The sequence below is a fragment of the Cytobacillus sp. FSL R5-0377 genome (assembly GCF_038004385.1).
Taxonomy (GTDB): Bacteria; Bacillota; Bacilli; order Bacillales; family Cytobacillaceae; genus Cytobacillus.
Genome location: NZ_JBBORA010000001.1, coordinates 1,911,279 through 1,930,090, shown reverse-complemented (window position 1 = coordinate 1,930,090; position 18,812 = coordinate 1,911,279). Strand labels below are relative to the sequence as shown.

General features: G+C 40.6%; 26 protein-coding genes. 21 read left to right on the top strand and 5 right to left on the bottom strand.

What is annotated here, in order from left to right; translation table 11 throughout:
- The first annotated feature begins 192 nt into the window (after positions 1-192).
- Positions 193-1,119, top strand: a complete 927-nt coding sequence (locus NSQ49_RS09805; RefSeq protein ID WP_159862374.1) for a PLP-dependent cysteine synthase family protein — start codon at positions 193-195, stop codon at positions 1,117-1,119.
- A complete protein-coding gene (locus tag NSQ49_RS09800) occupies positions 1,116-2,243 on the top strand; it encodes a bifunctional cystathionine gamma-lyase/homocysteine desulfhydrase (RefSeq protein WP_159862373.1) in 1,128 nt (375 codons plus the stop codon). The genes NSQ49_RS09805 and NSQ49_RS09800 overlap by 4 nt, the downstream gene beginning before the upstream one ends.
- A 59-nt stretch (positions 2,244-2,302) precedes the next feature.
- Here the strand turns inward: NSQ49_RS09800 and NSQ49_RS09795 are convergent, their stop codons facing one another.
- Positions 2,303-2,689 carry a DUF1259 domain-containing protein gene (locus NSQ49_RS09795; protein WP_251283573.1) on the bottom strand — a complete coding sequence of 129 codons (387 nt, stop codon included), beginning with the start codon at positions 2,687-2,689 and terminating at the stop codon, positions 2,303-2,305.
- Positions 2,690-2,848: 159 nt separating this feature from the next.
- On the opposite strand from NSQ49_RS09795, the gene NSQ49_RS09790 reads away from it, so the two are divergent.
- Positions 2,849-3,301, top strand: coding sequence for a hypothetical protein (locus NSQ49_RS09790; RefSeq protein ID WP_341070717.1), 453 nt, complete (start codon positions 2,849-2,851; stop codon positions 3,299-3,301).
- A 178-nt stretch (positions 3,302-3,479) separates the two neighbouring features.
- On the opposite strand, the gene NSQ49_RS09785 is transcribed toward NSQ49_RS09790, so the two are convergent.
- A complete protein-coding gene (locus tag NSQ49_RS09785) occupies positions 3,480-3,731 on the bottom strand; it encodes a YiaA/YiaB family inner membrane protein (protein WP_159862371.1) in 252 nt (83 codons plus the stop codon).
- Between the two features lie 518 nt (positions 3,732-4,249).
- On the opposite strand from NSQ49_RS09785, the gene NSQ49_RS09780 reads away from it, so the two are divergent.
- The 3 genes from NSQ49_RS09780 (at position 4,250) to NSQ49_RS09770 (ending at position 6,933) form a co-directional block, all read left to right on the top strand.
- Complete coding sequence (locus tag NSQ49_RS09780) at positions 4,250-5,020, top strand: class I SAM-dependent methyltransferase (protein ID WP_159862370.1); 771 nt, start codon at positions 4,250-4,252, stop codon at positions 5,018-5,020.
- 99 nt (positions 5,021-5,119) lie between these two features.
- Positions 5,120-6,094, top strand: a complete 975-nt coding sequence (locus NSQ49_RS09775) for a DUF2268 domain-containing putative Zn-dependent protease (RefSeq protein ID WP_251283571.1) — start codon at positions 5,120-5,122, stop codon at positions 6,092-6,094.
- A gap of 131 nt (positions 6,095-6,225) precedes the next feature.
- Positions 6,226-6,933 (top strand): DNA alkylation repair protein, encoded by a 708-nt coding sequence (locus tag NSQ49_RS09770; RefSeq protein WP_251283570.1) that lies wholly within the window; start codon positions 6,226-6,228, stop codon positions 6,931-6,933.
- A 127-nt stretch (positions 6,934-7,060) separates the two neighbouring features.
- Here the strand turns inward: NSQ49_RS09770 and NSQ49_RS09765 are convergent, their stop codons facing one another.
- The gene (locus tag NSQ49_RS09765) at positions 7,061-7,516 is read right to left on the bottom strand and encodes a YusW family protein (RefSeq protein WP_251283569.1); all 456 of its coding nucleotides are present in this window, start codon (positions 7,514-7,516) and stop codon (positions 7,061-7,063) included.
- Between the two features lie 102 nt (positions 7,517-7,618).
- On the opposite strand from NSQ49_RS09765, the gene NSQ49_RS09760 reads away from it, so the two are divergent.
- The 3 genes from NSQ49_RS09760 (at position 7,619) to NSQ49_RS09750 (ending at position 8,837) form a co-directional block, all read left to right on the top strand.
- Positions 7,619-8,023: a DUF5412 domain-containing protein gene (locus tag NSQ49_RS09760; protein ID WP_251283568.1), complete on the top strand. Its 405-nt coding sequence runs from the start codon at positions 7,619-7,621 to the stop codon at positions 8,021-8,023.
- A gap of 35 nt (positions 8,024-8,058) precedes the next feature.
- Complete coding sequence (locus NSQ49_RS09755) at positions 8,059-8,478, top strand: RDD family protein (protein ID WP_251283567.1); 420 nt, start codon at positions 8,059-8,061, stop codon at positions 8,476-8,478.
- Positions 8,479-8,606: 128 nt separating this feature from the next.
- Complete coding sequence (locus tag NSQ49_RS09750; protein WP_159862366.1) at positions 8,607-8,837, top strand: hypothetical protein; 231 nt, start codon at positions 8,607-8,609, stop codon at positions 8,835-8,837.
- Between the two features lie 165 nt (positions 8,838-9,002).
- On the opposite strand, the gene NSQ49_RS09745 is transcribed toward NSQ49_RS09750, so the two are convergent.
- Positions 9,003-9,608, bottom strand: coding sequence for a cupin domain-containing protein (locus tag NSQ49_RS09745; RefSeq protein WP_159862365.1), 606 nt, complete (start codon positions 9,606-9,608; stop codon positions 9,003-9,005).
- A gap of 329 nt (positions 9,609-9,937) precedes the next feature.
- Between NSQ49_RS09745 and NSQ49_RS09740 the strand changes: the two genes are divergently transcribed.
- On the top strand, positions 9,938-11,389 hold the full coding sequence (locus NSQ49_RS09740) for a serine hydrolase domain-containing protein (protein WP_251283566.1): 1,452 nt from the start codon (positions 9,938-9,940) through the stop codon (positions 11,387-11,389).
- 34 nt (positions 11,390-11,423) lie between these two features.
- On the opposite strand, the gene NSQ49_RS09735 is transcribed toward NSQ49_RS09740, so the two are convergent.
- Entirely contained in the window at positions 11,424-11,903 is a 480-nt protein-coding gene (locus NSQ49_RS09735; protein WP_251283565.1) for a VanZ family protein, read from the bottom strand.
- A 160-nt stretch (positions 11,904-12,063) separates the two neighbouring features.
- Here NSQ49_RS09735 and NSQ49_RS09730 point away from each other — a divergent pair, with 160 nt between their 5' ends.
- The 11 genes from NSQ49_RS09730 (at position 12,064) to NSQ49_RS09680 (ending at position 18,565) form a co-directional block, all read left to right on the top strand.
- Positions 12,064-12,255: a hypothetical protein gene (locus NSQ49_RS09730; RefSeq protein WP_159862362.1), complete on the top strand. Its 192-nt coding sequence runs from the start codon at positions 12,064-12,066 to the stop codon at positions 12,253-12,255.
- Between the two features lie 22 nt (positions 12,256-12,277).
- Complete coding sequence (locus tag NSQ49_RS09725) at positions 12,278-12,715, top strand: YfmQ family protein (protein WP_251283564.1); 438 nt, start codon at positions 12,278-12,280, stop codon at positions 12,713-12,715.
- Positions 12,716-12,893: 178 nt separating this feature from the next.
- Positions 12,894-13,352, top strand: coding sequence for a LytTR family DNA-binding domain-containing protein (locus tag NSQ49_RS09720; RefSeq protein ID WP_251283563.1), 459 nt, complete (start codon positions 12,894-12,896; stop codon positions 13,350-13,352).
- The gene (locus NSQ49_RS09715; protein WP_251283561.1) at positions 13,349-13,762 is read left to right on the top strand and encodes a DUF3021 domain-containing protein; all 414 of its coding nucleotides are present in this window, start codon (positions 13,349-13,351) and stop codon (positions 13,760-13,762) included. Before NSQ49_RS09720 ends, NSQ49_RS09715 begins: the two co-directional genes overlap by 4 nt.
- Before the next feature lie 107 nt (positions 13,763-13,869).
- On the top strand, positions 13,870-14,667 hold the full coding sequence (locus tag NSQ49_RS09710; protein WP_251283559.1) for a hypothetical protein: 798 nt from the start codon (positions 13,870-13,872) through the stop codon (positions 14,665-14,667).
- A gap of 193 nt (positions 14,668-14,860) precedes the next feature.
- On the top strand, positions 14,861-15,772 hold the full coding sequence (locus NSQ49_RS09705) for an ABC transporter ATP-binding protein (RefSeq protein ID WP_251283557.1): 912 nt from the start codon (positions 14,861-14,863) through the stop codon (positions 15,770-15,772).
- Entirely contained in the window at positions 15,769-16,509 is a 741-nt protein-coding gene (locus NSQ49_RS09700; RefSeq protein WP_159862356.1) for an ABC transporter permease, read from the top strand. Before NSQ49_RS09705 ends, NSQ49_RS09700 begins: the two co-directional genes overlap by 4 nt.
- Positions 16,510-16,615: 106 nt before the next feature.
- Complete coding sequence (locus NSQ49_RS09695; protein ID WP_159862355.1) at positions 16,616-17,059, top strand: GNAT family N-acetyltransferase; 444 nt, start codon at positions 16,616-16,618, stop codon at positions 17,057-17,059.
- Positions 17,060-17,275: 216 nt separating this feature from the next.
- Positions 17,276-17,671 (top strand): transcriptional regulator SpxA, encoded by a 396-nt coding sequence (gene spxA / locus NSQ49_RS09690; protein WP_159862354.1) that lies wholly within the window; start codon positions 17,276-17,278, stop codon positions 17,669-17,671.
- Positions 17,672-17,748: 77 nt separating this feature from the next.
- Positions 17,749-18,162, top strand: a complete 414-nt coding sequence (locus NSQ49_RS09685; protein WP_159862353.1) for an RrF2 family transcriptional regulator — start codon at positions 17,749-17,751, stop codon at positions 18,160-18,162.
- A 73-nt stretch (positions 18,163-18,235) separates the two neighbouring features.
- Positions 18,236-18,565, top strand: a complete 330-nt coding sequence (locus NSQ49_RS09680; RefSeq protein WP_159862352.1) for an IDEAL domain-containing protein — start codon at positions 18,236-18,238, stop codon at positions 18,563-18,565.
- Positions 18,566-18,812: the final 247 nt, after the last annotated feature.

Genomic DNA, 18,812 nt, shown 5'->3' with positions numbered 1-18,812 from the left:
ACTTATTGGTATACTATGAATAAAGCTTTCGCTTGGCAACTTCGCATGATCTCTTAATTCTTAATTGACAAAAAAAGCGGTTAAAACATACTATACAAGTAGGAATAATAAGGATTAAATAAAACGCAGATAATATCCAACAATGTATTGGAGAGATTAAACAATCTTTGTAAAAAAACAGAGGTGCTGACAATGAATTATTACAGCAGTGTGAAAGAATTGATTGGAAACACCCCACTTGTGAAAATCAGCCATTATGCTATTCCGCAAGGGGTAAATGTTTTTGCGAAGCTTGAATATTTTAATCCTGGCGGCAGTGTAAAGGATCGGTTAGGGCAAAAGCTGATTCGGACAGCGATAGAGGGCGGGCTTCTCCCGGAAAATGGGACTGTCATTGAACCAACTGCAGGAAATACAGGCATAGGCTTAGCGCTTGCAGCTATTGGGACGAAAATCAAAATCATCTGCGTCATACCTCAAAAATTCAGTATTGAAAAACAGAATCTAATGAAGGCGTTAGGAGCGGAAGTTATTAATTCGCCGACCGAAGAAGGCATGGAAGGTGCTATTAAGAAGGCTGAGGAACTGCTCATGAAGATTCCTGATTCTTATAGTCCTCAGCAATTCAGCAATGAAAATAACCCCAAAACGTATTATGAAACATTGGGACCTGAAATTTACGAAGCGCTGCAAGGGAAGATTGATATTTTTGCAGCTGGAGCAGGGACTGGCGGTACGTTCATGGGATGCGCCAGGTACCTTAAAGAGAAGAATCCAAAGATAAAGACCGTTATCGTCGAACCTGAAGGCTCCATTTTAAATGGCGGGAAGGCAGGACCGCATCGAACCGAGGGAATTGGGATGGAGTTTTTGCCTCCGTTCATGGAAACAGGTCTATTTGACGCTATTCATACCATATCAGATAAAGATGCGTTCAAACGAGTGAAGGAGCTGGCGCTGCTGCAAGGGTACTTAGTTGGAAGTTCATCAGGTGCTGCCTTTGAAGCAGTGTTGAAAGAAGCCGAAAGTGCTCCGCCTGGAACAAATATCGTGACTATTTTTCCTGACAGCAGTGAGCGGTATTTAAGTAAATCTATTTATGAGGAGGATATACAATGAGAAAGAAAACACAAATGATTCACGGCGGCATCTCGAGGGATGAACATACAGGTGCGGTCTCCATACCTGTCCACCATGCCAGTACCTTTAAACAAGATGGTGTGGGCAATTTCGTTTATGAATACGCCAGAACCGGAAATCCGACAAGGCATGCACTGGAGGAATTAATAAAGGATCTGGAAGGCGGGCACAGCGGATTCGCTTTCGGCTCTGGCATGGCGGCTATCTCGTCTGTCATGCATTTATTTTCAACAGGAGATCATGTTATTTTCACAGATGATGTATATGGCGGTTCTTACCGCTTAGTCACAAAGGTTTTGACGAAATATAATGTAGATGTATCCTTTGTGGATACTAGCGACTTGGCTGCAGTGGAAGCGGCAATACAGGAAAATACAAAAGCCATCTATGTCGAGACGCCTACGAATCCATTGCTGAAGATTACTGATTTAGCCGGTATTTCTAAACTGGCAAAATCCAAGAACCTGCTCATGATCGTGGATAACACCTTCAGTACACCATATTGGCAAAATCCGATTGAACTGGGTGCTGATATCGTTCTTCATAGTGCCACCAAATATATAGGCGGACATAGTGATGTGGTTGCTGGGCTGGTTGTGGTGAATTCCGAACAGCTTGCAGCAGATATGCACTTTATCCAAAATTCAATCGGGGCTGTTTTAGGACCGCAGGACAGCTGGCTGTTAATCAGGGGAATTCGGACACTGGCCATTCGGATGGAAGAAATTGAAGAAAACGCGAAAAGAGTGGCCGGTTTTCTTGCTGATCATCCGCAGGTTTCCAAGGTTTATTATCCAGGTTTTAAAGATCATAAAGGTCATGAAATTCATTCGAAGCAGGCCAGAGGATTTGGCGGTATGATTTCATTCGATGCAGGCAGCGGTGAAAAGGCAGAAGAGGTGCTGAAGAAAGTAACATATTTTACCCTTGCGGAAAGCTTGGGCGCGGTTGAAAGCCTGATTTCCCTGCCAGCCAAAATGACGCATGCTTCTATACCGAGAGAGCGCCGTCTGGAATTGGGAATTACAGATGGCCTGATCCGAATATCAGTTGGCCTGGAAGATGCGGAAGATCTCATTGAAGATTTGCAGTCAGCGTTATAAGGAAATGCCCCATTAGTTCACATTCTATATGGGGCTTTATTATTTTTCATATGAAATGTTTAACGTTTTAACGCTCTTCTGACTTTCCTTGCAAAATTGATTGGATGATCAACATCCTGGATATTCACGTAAATAAGGCTGGGCTGATCAAATAGCCACTCATTGTGTACGGATGAAATGGTTATTCCCTGTTTAATAATGGCAGCAGCAAATCCATCAACTTCTTGTTGCAAAAGGGCCACCCTGCCCAGGCATAATGCTCTTCCTGACCTGGCATCCATCGATTCAAATGAGAAAGAAGCTGTTACGCTAAAGGGTTTCCCCTTAATGGTGACTTCCAGGTCATCCCGATTAATCGTTGCTATACACTTCCCGCCAGCAAACCCTTCCTGCCCGCCGATTGTTCGTGCGAATTGCTGACACAGCGCTTCTTCATTGATAGCCATCCATTTATGCCCCCCGTCTTATTATTAGTGACCTGCCCTAACAACTTTCGCTCTAATGTATGATGGTGGGCTCTTGAGTATTCTGTGCATCAGTATCAAAACACAAAATCAGCTATATAAATATTTGTGTTTATATGGTAATATAAGGAAAATAGTGGGGTGATGGAAATTCAGCTTGCGCATGAAAAAGGTTTAATACCTATATTCAGCCTAAGCCTGATTTACATTTTAAGTGTCATCCCCATTAGCATCATTTGTGTTAACTTCATTCATAAATTCTACTTTCATCCTCAATATTTCTTAGCATTTATCACCTATAAACTATCATATGTGATTTTTAGTGCAGGGTTTTTTCTTTTGTTCGCTGTGGCTGGGCTTTTTCTATATTCCAGAGAAATGAATTCTTCAAAATGGCTGAATTTAACAGCAGTTACCTTGTTCTGCCTGTCTCTTTTCATATTTTATTTGTCTCTTGATGTGTATACCTATGTGGACGAAAAAGGGATTCATATAAATAGCGCAGCAAATATAAGAGCTGTTGAAAATTATCCGTGGGAAGAGGTGGAGTCAGTCACTCAGCTGAACAAAAGAAGGTGCTCCGGCCCAGCTTGAGGTTAGTTTAGCAGGGGACAAAGTAATTGTGCTGAATTTACATGCAGACTGGTATGCGAAGTGAATTGCATTTTACGAGATGCTTCGGGATTATGAGATTCCGCTGGATACAAGGGAAAAATAAGTGCCTGTCATCTTCAACAGGCACTTTGTTTATTCAACATGATAGAGTTATTTATTAATCAATCTTAGCTGATCTGCGCTCTTGCTCTGCCAGGATTTCCGCATCTTCAGCATTATCCCGTGTCACTTTTTGGGTAAGAATGGATCCAACTGCAACCAGGAGCATGACCGCAATATAATAACCTTTCTCATTGAGTTGCATATCGGCATTATAGAGGCCGATTAGAAACAAACCAACACCGGCAATTAATGTAAAGTAGGCCAAAAAAGTGAAAGCTGGCGTGTTTCTCCTTCTATACTTTTGCATAGTTTCAATCCCCTTTTTCATAGCGTTCTTTCTCGTTTTCTCTTTGCACAGATGTAACATTTTATTCTTAATGAAATAAAATTATCCTTTTTTGTGAAAAATTGCAACAAATATCCATGAGTGATTTTTACGGTTTTTAATTAAAAGTTTAGATAAAGAAAGAGTACTAAACTTGTATTTTCTTAGGAGGTACATAAATGGTGTCTAATATAGTTGTTCCAGGACTTATTTTGTGTTTACTCTTATTGGGGATAGTTTTTGTTATATGGATGCTTAAGAAATAATGGATTTGAGGTGGAGTAGCTCTATATTTTGTTAATTGCTGTATTAGGTTTTATGATCAATATTCTTCTTTTTCCCATATTCAAGTCCGGGAGAGGCGGCTCAAGCAGCGGCTTTACCCCATTCGATGACTTGGATACTGGTCTGATAAGGAAAGACAGCAGGGAACCTCATAAAATTGAAGCAAAAAATCAAGCCTCGTATGAAGATGGAAGGGAGAATTAAATCGGCATAATATGAAAAATTCAGAGGAATACAATGATCCACTTTTATATGATCAAGAGAATGGTCTCTTTCAAGGGGAAATTCCCTATCTGCTGCAATGGGCTTCACAAACGGATGGACCCATCATTGATTTAGCATGCGGGACAGGACGGGCAACCATTCCGCTTGCAATGAAGGGCCATCATTTAATCGGTGTTGATGTACATAGAGGGATGCTGGACCTTGCAAGGAAGAAATCTGCGGAGCTGGGTCTGCAAATCGATTGGGTGGAGCAGGATTGCAGAAGGCTCAGCCTTAGTGTAAAAAGTAAGTTCATGTTTTCAGTCGGAAATTCTTTTCAGCATTTTTTAACGAATGAAGATCAGGATGCTTTCTTATCTTCTGTTAATAAACATTTGGAATCTGGCGGCCTCTTTGTATTTGGAACAAGGTTTCCCAATGGAGAAGAGCTGCTGCAGCCTGCAAATGAAGAATATTGGAAAACGTATAACGACCCGGATAATCAAAATAAAGTTGATGTTTATACAATCAGCAGGTACGACTCAATAAGTCAGGTACAGCACTATACCACCATTCGAAAATTTTATGATCAAGAAGGAAAACAAATAGATGAAAAAAGAACTAATATAGAGTTGCGATATGTTTTTCCGAGAGAAATGGACAGGATTCTTTCCTCTAACGGATTGGAGATTGTGAATATTTATAGTGATTGGAAGGAGACCCCTATTACCTGCGATAGCCATGAAATGGTCTATGTTTGCAGGAAGGTAAGGGAAGTATAGCCATTTATGTCTGACAGACCTTTTCTAATTGGCAACTGCAATTCGCCAAATTTGATGGTAAAATTATGAAAAAGCAATAGGTGGAATGGAGGGGCATATTTGAGGAGAATTTCACTTTTGAGGACAGGTGTGCTTCTGCTGGCCATGGCGTTTACACTGGCTGCCTGTTCAGAAAAAGAGGAATCGAGTGCGGTGCACGATAATGAGCCTGCAGTTGAGGAAGAGCTTATTTACTCGTTTGAACATCCGGAGACAAAGCAGAAGTTCAAAATTGTTAATGCCTATAAGCTATTCGGCAGTTACGCGGATAGAGTAGAAAAGGCAGAGACCAGCTCAAAGTATTCAATTTATAAAGATGAAGTCATTTCTCCTGTTTATGATAACTGTTTCGAAGACGGGGAGTACATTCATATGGCGGACCCGATATTGGATAAAGCACCTGAAAATTTAAAGGAAATTCAGAGCGTTATTGAGAAGATTAATGAATACAAAACAAATGAGATCATTAAAGAGGCTCTGCTGAAGTCCTCAGATATTTTACCGGGTAAGAGAGAAACGGCTGTTTGTGTATTTCCAGTTGAGCTTTCTGAGGATACGCCTCTTATGGTAAACGCTGGAGCCGGGAAAATAACTGTTTTCTACAATAAATACTATACCGGGGAAACTATCAGGATGGGTATCGCTCATGAATACCATCATAGTGTATGGACCGAAGAACTTTATGATGGAAATCTGGACGTAACCGTTTTGGATAATCTAATCTTCGAAGGTAAAGCAGTCATGTTTGAAAAGCTGGTTTATCCTGATATTCGGCAGCTTACTCCCATCAATCAAAGTTTTAATAAAACCAATTGGTCCAAGATTGAAAAAGACTTAGATAAGGTGGATGGATATCGATCCAGCCAAATTATTATGGGCGGCGGTGAGCTTCCGCGCCATTATGGTTACAGTGAAGGCTACAAAATGGTCGATTCTTATCTTAAGCTGCATCCTGACAGCACTCCGAAAGAGTGGACAGCCTTGGGGGCGGAAGAGATCTTTCAAGAAGGGCAGTATGTAAAAAATTATCAGTAGCACTGCTGAGGAGTAAGTGTGATAAAAATGCCTTTTGAAAGCCCGGCATAAAAACATCCCGATTTTTGGCTAAAAGCATTTAAACATGGCCGATAATGTAAAGGAAGCAATGGATTGAAAGGGTGAGAGAGATGACTTATGAAGAAATTATGCAAAAGCTTGAGGAGCTTGGGTCTGATCAGACGAAACGGATCTTCATGAATCATGGGGTGAAGGAGCCTTATTTTGGCGTGAAGGTTGGAGATTTGAAAAAGCTGGTGAAGTTTGTAAAGAAGGATCACGGGCTGGCACTTCAATTATTTGAATCAGGAAATCATGATGCGATGTATCTGGCAGGACTATCTGTCAATCCGAAGCTAATGACAAAAGAGACTTTACAGGAATGGGCTGAAAAAGCCTATTGGTACATGATTGCGGAGTATACAGTTGCCCAGGTGGCAGCGGAAAGTGATTATGCTCTTGAAATGGCCCGGGAGTGGATCAAATCAGAAGATGAAATGGTTTCGGTCTGCGGCTGGAGCGCGTATTCTAATTATGTGTCCATCACACCTGATGACGAGCTTGATCTTAGTGAAATAAGAGCATTATTGGAACAAGTTAAAAATACCATTCATGATGAAAAAAACAGAGTAAGGTATGTTATGAACGGCTTTGTTATTTCAGTGGGCTCTTATGTACCAGAGCTGAATGAGGAAGCGAAGAATGTTGCTGAACATATCGGAAAAGTGCATGTAGATGTAGGAAATACAGCCTGCAAAGTGCCTTTGGCCAAGGAATATATTGAGAAAGTGGAATCAAAGGACCGGGTTGGGATTAAGCGGAAGACCTGTATATGCTGAGAATTGCCGGGGGAAATTGGCCGCTGTAAACAAATGCAGCATAGTTATAGGTGAGTGCCAAGATACCAGGGATTGCTGATGCATGTCAAATGAGCTCAGGAGGCAATGCGCTGAGCTCATTTCATTTTTATTGAGTTTTCGTTTCTGAATATTCTTTTTCCGTTCCATCCGGGAATTTTACTTCCAATTCGAATGTTTGGTAATTGTCATCAACTGAAAATGCGTCCTTTACCTGGTTAATGACCTCTTGATTTTCTGTATTTTGATCAAACGAAAGCCCCTCAAAAATTGGAGTAAGCTTCTCCATCGCTTCATCTGATGTTAACTTCTCGTCAGCAAGGTCATCCTGATATGCAGCTTCCATTCCGTTTTTTTCATTTTCATAATTCACATCAATGGTTTTATTATCTTTGTACTCTACCTCAAGGTCGAAATTCGTAAAATTAAATGCAGCCTCATTGGAAGCTTCTTTATTTTCGTTTTCAGCAGGTGCATTTTCAGGCGGATTTTCTACTTTGTCACCATTGCAGGCTGTTAGCAATAATGCTGAGAGAGATGCCGAGATTATAAGGTTCAGTTTCATTAAAATCCTCCTTAATCACGATGTTGATTTTAAGTTACCCAAATATTTACTGAACCAATCATTAATAAATCTGGAGGATCATTGTATTAGGAGGGAAACCAGTTGGCATCACATACAAATGATATGAAAATAAATCTGGCACGCCGTAAGGTTATGATGGCAATACTTTGTTTTGTTTTATTATTGACAGGTGTTCTTGCTTATGGTGTGTATTGGCTATTTTATGATTGGAGCCGATTTAAACAGGAGTTCATTGCGGAAGCCGCTTCTCCGGATGGCACTTATACCGTTAGAGCGTATCGATCTAATGAAGGTGTTACAGTGTCTTATGCAATTTTGGGTGAATTAATTTTTAATAAAGAAAACCGAAAATCCAGGAAAATCTATTGGCAATATAGGGAGGAGAAAGCTGTTATAGAATGGGTTGATGACGATACTGTTAAAATTAATAACATTCAGCTTGAAGTTCCGGATGAGGTTTTTGATTATCGAAGTGGGATTAAGTAGTTTTATAGAATTTTTTATAAAGAAGGAGAAGATAAATGAAGAAACAGAATGCGGGATTTGGCATAAGGTTTGCCGCAGACCTTATTGATAATCTCATCCTTACTATACCCATCTCAACAGTGTTCTTTTTTATAACGGGAGATCTCACATTTAATTGGATGATGGGATGGACCTGGCCAACGATTTATACAATTTATTTAACATTCATTCCCCTTGTCTGGAGCGGTTATATCATCGGGAAGCGCATATTTAAGATCAAGGTTTGCCGAATGGATGAAGAAGGCTTGACCTTGAAAACGATGGTTCTAAGAGAAATGATCGGGAAATTTTTACTGGCAAATGTGACGTTCGGTATCACAACACTGGTCAGTATATTTATGGTCATATTTAGAGAAGACAAGAGGGCGATACATGATTTGATTGCCGGGACTTATGTCAGCCGAGAGCAGATATAGGGTGAGCCCTGTTCGGTTTTCGTTTTCAGGAGATTTATAGATAGAATGGCGTGTGTGTATTGGTACACGTCATTTTCCTTAATTATTAAGGCTATTAGCATAATTTGCAAAAATATGGAGGTGGAAAGGTGGACTTATTACTTTGGGTAACGAGTGGATTCATTATAATTGGAATCATTTTTCTTATATTTAAGAAGAAAAGTATGGAAAATAATCTTGCTTTTATAAAAGCAAATAAGGAGAGTGAAGAAAGTACATTAAAAGCCAGATCTATAGTTTGGTGGATAGTGGGTGTTACAGCTTGGGGAATAGTGAGTATCTTCCTTATTGTTAGGTTGTTTCATAATTACTACGGTTAATTACTTGAAAATTCCATTATTCAAGATCTTGAATGATAAGAAATCAGATTGGAGCTCTTTTACTTGCACAATTATAGCAATAGGTCCAGGTTGGGATTCAGCGGAAGGCTTGTACGCTGAAGACCTGAAAAGACAGGCATGGTACTATCCATGCCGGCGGAGTTTTTAATAATAATACATTTGCTGGGGATAATATGGCTGGTTGTATTGGTATGGCTTGTTTGGTTCCTGAGTATACCTGCTGCAATCTTTAGCAGGGCCGATAAAGGTTGAAGGCCGGACAGGTGCTATGGTCTTTTTCCATTGCTTTTCATCCATACAATAAGTATGTGCCATAATATTGGAAGGCGTTAATTTGAGAATATCAGATCCCAGGATCACCTCCGGAGCAGGAGCATTAAAGATGGCCAGCAGATGAGTGCCGTCGGTATGTGCTACCTCATAGTGCCACCAGCCTTGAGGCACATTGGCTACCTGTCCGGGAGTAATGTAATAGTTCTGGATTTGTTTGGTGAATGGGTTAAGCAATGACACAGTAGCTGCCCCCGATATACAATAAACCAACTCAGCAGCATTTTGATGATAATGCGGTTCTATTACATTATTTTGGCTTAGATAGATGTCAAGAAGCGAGACATCCTCCAGCGTGTTTAATTGCTGAATTCCCATTACATTTATATAGTTTCTGTTGTCTTTTTTCACCAGGGTGCTTTTATTCAAATCAAAAAAGTAATTTAAAGATGGAGAGGTGTAATCTAAATATTTAACCATTTCTGCTCAGTCCTCCTGGGAAAATGAGTGTCTCTGATAAAGTATGCATCCGCCCACAACCAGTGCATGTATCCCAGTAACGAGATAGAAGAAGAGTAATAAGGAAGTAAGGTTTGCTGCTTTCATTTGTCTGTCTGCCCCGTGTGTACACTTCATCAATACGCAAATACCTGCACTTTTTCTAAATGAACATGGGAAGAATCCAGCCTATTACATCTCAAGACCTACTGCAAAATCATGCTGAGGCTCATTTTAGAGCCTTCCAAATAAAGATAATATTAAATTAGGTCATATTAATGATAGAAGGTCATTGATAGAGGAGAGGTAATATGGCTGTCTTACGGTCAAGATTTTTAAAGGTAATAGCAGTTCTTTTTATGTTCATTTCATTTAGTTTTTTTCTTGGAAAATCGGCTTCAGCTGAAGATGGAATAGAAATGAACATAGAGAAGGCAATTAAAGATTATCTGGAGGAATATAAGGTTCCGGGTGCTTCGGTTGCCATCGTTCAAAATAATGAACTGTTTTTTTCCCAGTCATGGGGAGTTACTGGAGAATCAGAGGAGAAGGTTACAGAACAAACTCCTTTTACAATTGGCTCCATAAGCAAGTCTTTAACGGGAATGGCCATAATGAAATTAGCTGATGATGGAACCATCCGCCTGGATGCCAGCGTTCAGGAATATCTTCCCTGGCTGAAGCTGAACAATGGGAAAGCTGCCGAAATCACTGTGCAGCATTTGCTCACACAAACAAGCGGGTTTAGCACGTACGATGGTCTTGCATTATCAGATAAAGAGTTAACAGGCAGGAATGCTATTAAGAATCAAGTCAGGAAGTTATCAGAAGTCGATCTGACTGCTAAACCTGGTGAGAAGCATCAATACAGCAATGCTAATTTCTTAATCTTAGGTGCAATACTTGAAGAACTTACGGGTATTTCCTATTCAGAGTATATGGAACAGCAGATCTTTCAGCCTTTAGGAATGAAAAATGCTGGAGCGGATATAAAGGGAGCTTATAAGAAAGGGTATCTCCGCGGTTATCAGTCCTGGTTTGGGCTGCCGGTGAAAAATTCTGCAGCCTATGATGATGCTGGCGCACCTTACGGATACATTACAGCCAGCTCTGAAGATATGGTACAATTCGTCAAAGTATTGAGCGGAAACGGGCCGGACCATTTTATTAGTGATAAAACTTTGGAGTTATATATGACTCCGCAGGTTCAAACAGGTGAAGACCGGTATTATGGGTTCGGAATTCGCATTTCCAATCCGGATACTCCGAAAGAAATGATCTGGCATTCTGGCTCTACCCCTGATTCGCATGCAGAAGTCTTTTATATTCCGGAAACCGGATGGGGCGGCGGGATTTTGACAAATAAGAATCATGTTATGGAGGAAGAGGGTCTTTATTATCTGAAGGAACATATCATTAGTCTTTTGAATGGAGAGAAGCCTGAAAAAGTGCCCAGCCTTAATTCGGACGTCCAATACATTATGCTGGGATGCATTCTGCTGCTGATTCTGCTTTCAATTTTTTTAGGAAACCGAATCAGAAACCAAAAGCATATAAAAAAGGGAGTGTGTCTTTTCTTAGGGCTGGTATTAATTGGCCTTTCAGCTGCCATAATCCCGCTTTTCACATTCATCACATCATCCCCTTGGCATTCCATCTCTGTTTTTGCGCCTGATATTGCCTGTTTAGCCATATTGGCGGTAATTATGCTGGCCATAAATGGACTGCTGCTGGTTATATTAGCTTTAAAAAAAGCAAAGTAATGGAAATGCCTGTCTACACTGGGAGACAGGCATTTTATTGTGCGCTCACTGCATTTTTACGTGCCCTAAGGGCTGTCACTGCCTTCCATATTCCCAGACCCAATAGAGCTCCAATGATATTTAGAATATAATCATCAATATCAAAACTTCCCCGTCTTGTAACCAGCTGGATAACTTCCACACTAAGAATCATGACAGTCATGGTAATGGTAAACGTCTTAAGTCTGTATAGCTTTCTAAAATAATAGGGCAGGAAAAATCCCATTGGCAAAAATGCAGCAACGTTGCCGGCAAGGTTTTTTATAGGAATGTCTAAATTCATGCTTACATTGGAAATTGACACCACATACCCGTTAATTGTTTTAAACGGCACAAAGTTTGAAGAATACCTGATATATTCCATTAATGGCATGCCAGACCAAAATCCTCTCGATAGAAAGAAGAGTAATACGATTAAGGCACATATGTATGAAAGAAAGCTAATTGCAATGATCAATCTGATTATCTTTTTCATTAAATTCTCCGCTTAAGGCTAGTATTTGATAATAATAACATAATATTTTCATATTTAATTAGAGAAATTAGCCTGTTGGCTATTATAATGAAAGTGGGATTGTTTATTCTTTAGTTTGCGATAATATATAGGTATTGATGTAAAGGAAGGGGTGCGCAGCATGGGAATAATGCTTGGACTGGTACTATTAATCTTGATTTTTGCTGTGGTTTCGACTTTGCTTCTGACAGGCAAATCTGATGAAAACTATGGAAGTTCAACAAAACGGAACACCACCAATTTAACCTTAATATATGTGGTCATTATTTTTATGGGATTAGCTTCCCTTGGAGTTTATATTTGGAGATTCTAAATATTGTTGGAGATGAAAAAAGTTGACATGGGCAATAGTGGTTCCTATTATTCTCGCTAGTATTCTGAAAATCGTGCTGACCTGTATGCCAACTGGCACAGTTAATTGGCTGATCAGGAAATTTGAAACTCATTCAAGGCTTGATGTAAAAGAGGTTATAGTTACAGTTGAAGATGGCAGGCTGGAAGGTGAGGAAAAACTTCAGATTATCAATCAATTAAATGAAGGAATATTTATTAAGAAGCATTATATCCACCCTGGCAGCGAACAGCTTTTTCTACGGCCGGAGATCAGTGGGACACCTATAGTTATAGAGTTTCTTGAAAGAGGTGACAAGCTGTTCGTTTTTAGCTATCATGACCGAATTGATGTGGTTAAACAGCGCGGACAAAAGGTCATTGCATACAGCATGTTTTCCGATAGCCTGCAAAACAGTTCATTGGCAATCAGGGCCAGCTAAACTAAATATCAAATAGAAGCCTAAATCCTACGTGATTTAGGTTTTTTTATGCCTGCAGGAGGGAGGAATTACCTGCAGCTTATCCTGCCGGTCATGCGTGTTGCCTTGAATCTGGTGACAATTGGAAATCAGCCATCTATACTTAAATTAAGAAGCTGATGGAAAGGAGGACTCCTTCATGAAAATACTGATTGACCTCGATCCGCGCAACGAGGAAACCACCGTGACAATACACTGCAAAGAAATCACCCCGGATATTCAGGAAATCCTCGAGTACCTTCGAAAGAATGAAACCGGCATTATTGTCGGAAAGGATGGAGAGAACCAGCACTTAATAAAGCCTGATGACGTTCAATTTTTTCGATCAGAAGGTGACACTGTGACAGCTGCAACCCCTGAAGGAATTTTTAAAGTAAAGGAAAAGCTCTATGAACTTGAACAATCCCTCCCTTCTCACCGGTTTATCAGGATATCAAAGTCTGTCATAGCAAATCTTTACGCTATGAGTCACTTTGAGCCATCCTTTAACGGGACACTCTGTGTTCACTTTAAATCGGGAGAGAAGGAATATGCTTCACGCCATTATGTTGGACGGATAAAAGAAATTTTAAAAATGAACAGGAGGGAGAAGAAGTGAGGACATTTTTGTACAGAAGCATGCTTGGTATATTTTTTGGGGGATTCATCTCTACAGCCTCAGCTATAGCCTTAATTGGTTTCGGTGGCCAGACGACTTTGGACGGGCAGGCATTTATCCTAAACGCATTAGGTTTTATTATCAGCGGCTGGCTGTTTACGGTTACTCCGCTTTATTTTGAAATTCGCTCACTCCGTCTGCCCATGCAGACAGCCCTGCACTATCTTACCGTCACGATTGTTTATTTCACTTTAGGGCGTTGGATTGGCTGGATTCCGATTGGAACGAAAAACTTCATTATATATCTCGCAATCTCATTATTTATTTACGCGATTGCCTGGATCGGCTTTTATCTTTACTTCAAAAACGAATCGAAGAAGCTGAATAAGGATCTCGAATGTCTGGAGTAAGAATCGTCCGTGGTATACCGTCACGAGCGGATATAAAGACGGAATCTGCATATCATGGCTGTTTTGCAAATAGACATTAGGGAAAACTATTTAGGAGGTGAGAAATCATGAAGATGAAGACAATTTGTATCGCGGCTTTACTGATTGTTCTTACAGGATGCACCAGTGAACCGCCCGTTAAGGAACAAACAGATGAAGGAAAAGTCGAAAACAGCGATCAGGAAAATGAAAACGCGGAGGCTGAAAAGGAGGAGCCAGCTCAAGAGGAAGCATCAACTCCAGAGGAAGTAATAGCTGAAATAGAAAAGCAATTGAGCACAGATGTTCCAATTAAACTCCCTGAAACACTGAAGTTGAACGAGGGATATCATTTAACAGCCAAAACTGATTCTGATCAGGATTCTTATCAGGCTATCTTTTTCCAGACAGAAGAAGTAATTCCGATAAACGATGCTAAATTAGACCAGTTAAGTGATGACTCCATCCTTGCGGTTCTGACCGGACAGAATTATGAAAGTAAGGAAGCGGCCTCTGAACAAATTTCATACCAGAATTTTGAGCAAATTGGAGGAGAGCCGGTTGATCTTGGGTATTCCATCACAGGTTACCAGGATGCAGGGGCGGGTTCCGTTTTCCTTAGCTGGAATGAGGGAAGATGGGCATTTACATCGCGGGCACGGACAGAGGATTCTGATATCCTGCTGACCGAATCCAAGAAAATTGTAGAATTCTTAGAAAGCAACATGCTGCCGCCTCCTAAAATGTATGGATCCGGCAAATTTGACACAATCAGCGAGCATTCCCGCGATCAAATTCTTGCCTGGCAGGAGGATCAAACTGTCTATAAGATTGAAAAAGCTGAAGGAGCCCTCAAAACCCTGGAAATTGCAGTATCCATCAAATAGTAATAATGCCTGTTCACTTTATCATAAGTGATGCAGGCATTTTTTTTACACCATCACTGTCTGATTAAGAAATTGCAAGTCGGAAGCTGAAAAATGCATCTTACCATACTCATCCTGCGTGTCGTCAATTAGTTGGAGACAATTGGAAATATTGCCCCTATACTGAATATATAAAGATGAATGGAGGGTTCAGATGGAAAGTGTTATTACTGTAAACAATTTATCAAAAAATTTTGGCGCCACCCGGGCAGTAAGGAATCTTTCCTTCACCGTTTACAAAGGTGAAATCTTCGGGATTATCGGGCCGAACGGTGCAGGCAAAACGACAACACTTGAAATACTTGAGGGAATTACGACCCCGAGCGGAGGGGAGGTTGAAGTGCTTGGGCTGGTTCCAAGCAAGCAGCTTCGTGAGTTAAATAAAAGGATTGGCGTTCAATTCCAGGCCACTTCCATTCAGAAGAAAATGAAAGTGAAAGAAGCGCTGGATCTCTTTTCCTCCTTCTACGAAGGTCCAACCCAAAAAGACTATTTAATAGACTTACTTGGTTTAAGCGAAAAAATGAATGTAAGGTTCGACGACCTGTCCGGCGGCTGGCAGCAGCGGGTGACACTCGCTTTGGCGACCCTGCATGAACCGGAGATTCTTTTTCTTGATGAACCGAGCATGGGGCTGGATCCTTCAGCAAGGAGAGAAATGTGGTCATTGATCCGGCTGTTAAGGGAGCGGGGCAGCACCATTGTGGTAACCACACACTATATGGAAGAAGCTGAGCAGCTTTGTGATCGGGTCGCCATGATCTACAGCGGACAATTGAAAGCGCTGAATACACCACATGAACTGCTGAATGAAGGGACGGCAGACTGTCTGGCCTTTAAGAGTGCGGGCCTTAGCCGTGAATATTTATACTCCCTCCCTGGTGTTGAACGAGTGGAAAACAATATGGAGGAATTCAAAATATACTGTGAGGACCAGCAGACAACGGCTTATCACATTTTTACTCACTGCCAGGAAAAGGGGATCACTCTTTCTGAGTTCAAATTCGAGAAGGGATCCCTAGATGATTTGTTTGTCCAGTACTTAGAAAAGGAGAAAATCGGATGAATGCAATCGTAAAACTTGCCAATCTTGAGACGAAAATGTTTTTTAGAGACCGTCTGAGCGTGTTTTGGACGTTCCTTTTCCCGGTTGTGATGATTTGGCTGTTCGGTTCCATGTTTGTCGGGGACAACATGAGTCAAAAGACTTTCGCAGAATACTTTGTTCCTTCATGGATCGGCGTCAACATAGTGACCACTTCCTTTTTTACACTGGGAACCGTATTGACCAATTACCGGGAAACGGGTGTTTTAAGGAGATATCAGTCAACGCCGCTTCAGCCATGGAAAATCCTCGCCGCCCACACCTTTCAAGGGACTGTCATCTTTGCCATATCCGCCTTGCTTCTTATGGTCTTTGGCATGCTTCTGTATGATCTTACTCTGCCGGTTTATATGGGCAGTACGCTGTTATCCTTACTGATTAGCATCCTTGCCTTTTTTCCGTTTGCATTATTCCTGACATCTTTAGCTAAAAATGCTCAAGCTGCAGCAGCAATCAGTTCTCTTTTTCTGAATCTGATGCTTTTCCTCTCAGGAGCGACCTTTCCGCTTGAAATGATGCCGACAGTTCTTCAATACGCAGCAAAAGCTCTTCCACTTTATTACGTAATTCAACTACTGAGGGGAACTTGGACTGAAGCGCCTATTACGGAATATGGGTTTGAAGTGGCTATTTTGCTTGGAATTGCAATGGTGTCTGTATTCCTTGCAGTGCGGTTCTTTCGTTGGAGCGGAAAGTAAGCCCTAATATCTCAGGGCTTTTTTTATACATGAACACATTTTATTTACAAATATTTTTTAATATTTATATAATTGTTTCATCAAAGAGATAAAGGTGGCTATGAAAATGGAGATTTATCAAGCATCAATGGAGGATTTAGCAGGAGTTTCGGCATTATTTAATTTATACCGTGTATTTTACAGCCAGGCATCCGATTTGGAAGCTGCAGCAGGTTACATAAGAGAACGCTTAGAGAAGGAGGATTCTGTCATATTTGTGGTGAGAGAGGAAGGTAAATATCTTGGTTTCACTCAGCTGTACCCGACTTTTTCTTCCGTATCTATGAAAAAGGCATGGATACTAAATGACCTGTACGTGGACGCAGCAGCAAGGAAGGGGGGGATAGGGGAAAAACTTATAGATAAAGCGAAAGAGCTTGCAGCCGAAACAGGAGCGGTGAGCATCAGCCTCAGCACGGCTTCGGATAATTTTACTGCTCAGAGGCTGTATGAAAAAATGGGCTTTAAGCGTGATGAGCAATTTTATCATTATGAATTGGTAATTGGTTAATCTAGATACAATCGCACTCTTACACTCCGGTTTATCCGGAGTATTTTTATTAGGAATTCGGTTTAAGTGATCTAAAAAGTTAGAAGTGATATTGACTTTTTGAACTGTAAATATTATTATTACAGTATAAACAATCACAAATTATATTTTTTGCATAAACTGTAATCATTATTATTACATTTCATAAAATTAAACACAATAGAAGGAGTGTTCTAAATGGTGAATCTATTCTTATCATCCAGCTGCGGTTCCTGCAGGAAAGCCCGTGCATGGCTGGAGGAGCATCAAATTGAGTATGTGGAACGAAATATTGTAACCGATCCGCTTACCGTCGATGAAATCAAATCGATTCTTCGCCTGACTGAAAATGGAACTGAAGAGATTATCTCTACTAAATCAAAAGCATATCAGGAACTAAACGTGAATATTGATTCCATGCCGCTGAAAGAGTTATATCAATTAATCATTGATAACCCTCAAATGTTGAAGAGACCGATTATGGTGGATGAAAAAAGGCTTCAGGTCGGCTTTAACGAGGATGAAATCCGCAGCTTCCTTCCGCGAAAATTCCGTACGTTTTCGTTCAATGAACTGCAAAGATTGGCTAACTAGGAACTGCTTTGATTTCTTGACAAGCTAATCTGTAAATCATAACATGACAGTATACAGCACAATATAGGAGGCCGGCCATGAATAGCGATTTTACTCTTGCCATTCACAGTTTAACGTATCTCGCTCTGCAGCTGGATCGCATGTCAACAAGCGATGCAATTTCTGAAAGCGCATGTGTCCATCCGGTCCGCATCCGAAAAGTCCTGAGTCTATTAAAAAAACATGGATTTATTAAATCGAAAGAAGGAACGGGCGGCGGATTTATTTTTGCCCGGGATTTAAGTGAAGTGAATCTTTGGGATATTTATAAGATTACATCTGAAGGTGCTCTACAGCCCAAGTGTCCGGATTCAAATGAGGCGTGTGTAGTGGGTGCCAATATGCAAAGAGTCCTGATCAGCATTTTCTTAGGCGCAGAGGAACATCTCGGTGAATATTTGAAGCACTATACCATAAAAGATATCGTTGACTTAATCTATAAAGAAAATTAATTGGGAGCTAACAAGCTTTCCATCATTAAAATGTAACAAAAAATATTACAGATTAAAAAAGAGGTGGGAGAATATGATGTCCAGCCAGAATGCTATTTTAAAAGCAGGGGATTGGGTTAAAGGCAAATCCCGTGAAGGGGAGCTAATCATTGGCTATATCGAAAACCTGGAAGAAGGTATTATTAAGACAAAGGTGATTTCGAGTGATAATAAAACCATTGAAGGCAAAATTATTCCGCTGCAGAGCAAGCAGGTTAAAAAAATGCCGGCGGCGAAAGTAGCCAACAAGGAACAGATTCATTTCCTGATTGACCTTGCTCTTTCCACGGGAGATGAAGAATGGTTCTTTGAGCTGACCTCGAAGCTAAACTCAATGAGAGAGCTTGTGAAGGATGTTAATTAAATTCGGATAGGTGCCTGTGTCAGTCTGCTTAACAGCAGACAGATGCAGGCACTTTGTTTTGTTGTGCAGGCGGAATCAAATCAAGGAGACATTAAAGAGCCTGTCAATGGGAAAGCGGATTATCTATAGAAAATCCGCTTTCCTGGTGATGTCACCGAGGTCATTAGCGAAATTGTTAATATTTTCAAAAACGATCAAACGTGATATATATGAAGGAAAGGTAAATAGCGATAAAGGAAATTTTGTA